The 3,671-nt window shown below is 64.2% G+C and carries 3 protein-coding genes and 1 pseudogene; 3 read left to right on the top strand and 1 reads right to left on the bottom strand.

The features are described 5' to 3' along the window. Positions 1–479: 479 nt before the first annotated feature. A complete protein-coding gene (locus ASF71_RS23310; protein ID WP_056303961.1) occupies positions 480–914 on the bottom strand; it encodes a single-stranded DNA-binding protein in 435 nt (144 codons plus the stop codon). A gap of 409 nt (positions 915–1,323) precedes the next feature. Here ASF71_RS23310 and ASF71_RS24420 point away from each other — a divergent pair, with 409 nt between their 5' ends. The 3 genes and pseudogenes from ASF71_RS24420 to ASF71_RS21465 form a co-directional block, all read left to right on the top strand. Continuing rightward, positions 1,324–1,461, top strand: a complete 138-nt coding sequence (locus ASF71_RS24420) for a hypothetical protein (protein WP_156373043.1) — start codon at positions 1,324–1,326, stop codon at positions 1,459–1,461. Positions 1,462–1,678: 217 nt separating this feature from the next. Then, positions 1,679–2,119, top strand: a complete 441-nt coding sequence (locus ASF71_RS21470) for a hypothetical protein (protein ID WP_056303958.1) — start codon at positions 1,679–1,681, stop codon at positions 2,117–2,119. A 40-nt stretch (positions 2,120–2,159) separates the two neighbouring features. Continuing rightward, a pseudogene (locus tag ASF71_RS21465) lies at positions 2,160–3,671 on the top strand (hypothetical protein); the annotation flags it as partial.

Raw genomic sequence — 3,671 nt, 5'->3', positions numbered from 1 at the left:
AGCGCTGGAATAGCCCAGACTTGGTGACAATGCGACACGGCCGTGAGAGGCCGTGTTTCTTTGTGGAAATGAGGGGAGAAGCACCCCTGTCTATTTCGAAATTTGACGGCCTGGACGCTTTCTTTCGGCAGTCTGATGAGGTAGACTGAGGGGGTTCCGAAGGGGAACGGGCCGAATGACAAGCCAGAACAGAGGTGCAATTCCACTTGTGCGAAACGCACCTGGGAGGCAACCCAGGTGCGTTCAAAAGGAGGTGATCTTTACGAGTAACCGTCGTAAGGATACACCGAAGCGCACGCGGAAGCCAGTGAAGTGGGCTGAGGTCGCCGTCTTTGTGACGGCCCTCGGCACCCTCTGCACTGGCCTCGCGGCTCTCCTCACCGCCCTGAAGTAATCCCTCTCGCTTCTGGCCCCATCCGGTCCTGACTCCGAAGGAACACCTGCCCGCCGTCACTGGCGGGCAGTCCTCTGTCGGGTGTTCAAATCAGGGCCCGCTCCAGGTGCAAGGTCTCGTACCGTTCCACCTCAATACGTGGGCGCCGCTGATGCGACTGGCTGATGAGCCGCCGCTGCAGCGCGCCCGAGACGACCAGATATCGGCCAGCCTCCAGCGCCGCGAAGCGCAAGGCCTCCGGGCCATAGACGGCGAGCTCAATGGGAATGAGAGGCGGCCGGTTCTCCGGCGTGTCCTCGGGTCGTCGCCTGGGCGTCATGCCGAGCGTGGCATTGCAGATGGACGTGTCGTTCTCCAGGCGCATCAGGTGAGGAGCGGACATCAGCTTGCCCCGTGCACGGGCAGAGAGCCAACCGTCCCGGAGGAGGACCCCTCCCCCATTGTCGGTCGCCAGGCGCTCCGTATTCGGAGCCACGCGGGCGACCTCCTCGATCAGGAGGGTCAGCCCAGTCTGGTTCAAGTGGAGGGCTGCGGTGCCGGTCAGAATCTCGCCGGCGCTGAGCGTGCCCAGGCGGGCCGCGAGAGGGCCGTGGGCATCAGCAGCAGGCGCCCTTGCCCTTCAAAGCCCCTCATAAGGTCTCCGCGGCACCTGGGTGGACCCACGATGAAGTGGAGGCGCTGGAGGGCGGGATCAAGCGGGTTGAGGACGGGCAAAGTGAGCTCTAGAGAAGAGAGAATTTCCAGATATATTTACCTAGGACTGGAAATTCTCCTTCCTGTAGAGATTTTTAACCTCACCTCACTTTTATCAGAGACCTCCCTATGCTTTTGCTCTGGCACAGGCTTAGGGAGAAAAGCATCAGAGAGAGCGAGGAAAAGCTTTTAGTAGTTATCCCAATCTAAATTGGCTTACCAAATATACTGATCCTATGGAACTCCTCCGCGAGGCCATTGGCTCCTACGATCTCCATTACCTCACCACCCACCTTGACCTCGGCCAAGCCCCCAACCAAATCCGCAGTCGCCTCCGACCCATCTTCGACGACGCCAAAGCCCGCCAGCCGTGAACCCCTCACCGTTCGCCTCACCTCCCTTGGCCCCGCCAGCATCAACACCCAGCTCGCTCGCCTCACTGCCCTCAGTAACCTCTACGAAGCCCTCATCCTCCATGGCCTCACTGACAACAACCCCACCCGCCGCTATGTCCGCCCTCCCGCCGAGTACCGCCCCGCTGTCCCTTGTTCCCCCCAGCAGGTCAGCGTCCTCCTGCAGCAGACCAAGGACGTGCCCCTCCGGCTCGCTCTGTACTTCATCTACGCCTTCAACTTCAACGCCGGCGAACTCCTCCGGCTCCGTTGGGAGCACATCAATGTCAGCACCGGCGAGATCACCCGCGCCCGCACCCTGATCCAGCTCGCCCACGTCAAAGACCGAGGCGTCATCCTCCGCCTCATCCACCGCCACCTCAAAGCCAGTGGCGGCCCCCAATTCGCGGCCGGCAGGGTGTTCCCCTGGGAGGACCTGCTCTCCTTCTCGCACGACTTACGTAAGGCCTGGCGCTTCGCCTTCCCACCCGCAGACGGTGAGGATGCGATCTACTACCACCTCACCCAGATCCGGCAGGCTGGCCTCCGCGACAACCCCCTGAACCTCGACCACCAGACCCTCGGCTACGCCCGCCCCTATTGGTCAGGTCGACGCCGCAGCACACTCCGCGAGGCCTGATCAAGCCCCGGACAACCAGAACGTCGCACACCATGCAGGTATGCGACGTCTTCTTTTGGCCTCCACACTCGCGGTTCTGACTTCCGCCACCGCACACGCACAGCAAGTCGTCGACGCGATCAAGAACGCCCAGAACCAGATCATCGCCTACCTCCCCACCAACGTCCGCATCGCTCAAGCCCTCAAGGACACCGCCAACGCCGGCGCCACACAGCGCTCCCAGCGGGTTGCCGTGCGCGCTCAGATGCCCGTCACGCTGACCTACACCTTCCGTTCGGAGCTGCCCGATGCGGCCCTGACCCCTGACCCTGTCATCCACGCGGAGAGAACCCCCCAAATGAAGGCCTTGCTTCCCAACATGCTTCTGAGTGCCGCCCTGCTCCTCGGGAGCGCGCAGGCCATGACCCTTCCCCCCATCTCCACGGCGGCCCCGACGTCGAGCGCGACTCGGGAAAGCACCATCACGCTCGGCCTGGAGGTCGTGGCGAGCGGCACCCTGCTCGTCGCCCACACGTTGCCGGAGGGCGCGACCTTCGTGCCGGGCAGTGCGGCCGCCGATGGGCAGCCCGTCGACGTGCGGGTTGGGCACTCAGGCCGCCTCTACTTCACGCTGACCGCCGGTGCTCATGCCCTCACCTACCGGGTCACGCATCAGGATGCCCTCTCTCCTCTCGCCGAGCCCGGCATTCTCCGCGTTACCGAACAAGGCCAGGACCTCCTCCAGGGCGACGTAGACCGAGACGACGCCCGCACCGCGCAACGCCCCAAAGAGACAGCACCAGGCCGCACCTCTGGCGTTCTCCGCCTCCCTCTGGACGGGGCCATCATCCAGGAACACAGCACGAGCATTCAGGTGAACTACGTCAGGGACGAGCCCGAGCTGCGCGTGAACGGCGACCTCGTTCCCACAGCCCTCATCGGCAAGCGGGTCCGGGGGCCAAACTTTGGGGAATTGACTTACGTGGCTGTGCCCCTGCGTCCCGGCTCGAACACGATCCAAGCAGGAGGCGAGACCATCACGGTGCAGGTCCCTGGCGTGGCCGCTCAGGTGGCCTTCTCCCTCGTAGAGGCAGGAGATGCCCGCCGCCCAGCCATCGTGCGCGTGCAAGTGCAGGACGCCTCCGGCCTGCCCGTACGTCTGCCGAATATCACCCTGAGCCTGGAGGGTGCACAGCCCCTCAACCCGGATGCGATCCCCGGCACGCCTGGCTACCAACTCACCCTGGAAGAAGGAGGAGCCGAGCTGCGCCTCCGCCCCCAGGCTGGGGGCCAGGTCCAGCTCACCGCCCGCAGCTATGCGGGGCAGGGCCAGTTCACGCTGGGCGGCACCCCTTCTCCCCTGATTGTCGGGAATGCCAGTCTCACTCTGGGCCACCCGGTCACGGCCAGCGGCCGAGCCACCGTCGAAGCGCCGGCCTTCGGGGGACAACTCCGGGTCTATGCCGACAGCGCTGGACTGCAGCCCCTGGAAGAAGTCCAGACACCAAGAAACCTAATCACAGGGGACGCCAGCCTGCTCCAGAACGACCTCACGGCACGGGGCCCTGTGGCG

It is taken from the genome of Deinococcus sp. Leaf326 (assembly GCF_001424185.1).
Lineage (GTDB): Bacteria > Deinococcota > Deinococci > Deinococcales > Deinococcaceae > Deinococcus.
The sequence above is the reverse complement of the archived record's forward strand: the minus strand, read 5'-3'. Positions and strand labels throughout refer to the sequence as shown.

Excerpts from the sequence above, each read along its gene's own strand:
- ASF71_RS24420 (WP_156373043.1), top strand. The coding sequence starts at position 1,324 with ATGGAACTCCTCCGCGAGGCCATTGGCTCCTACGATCTCCATTACCTC.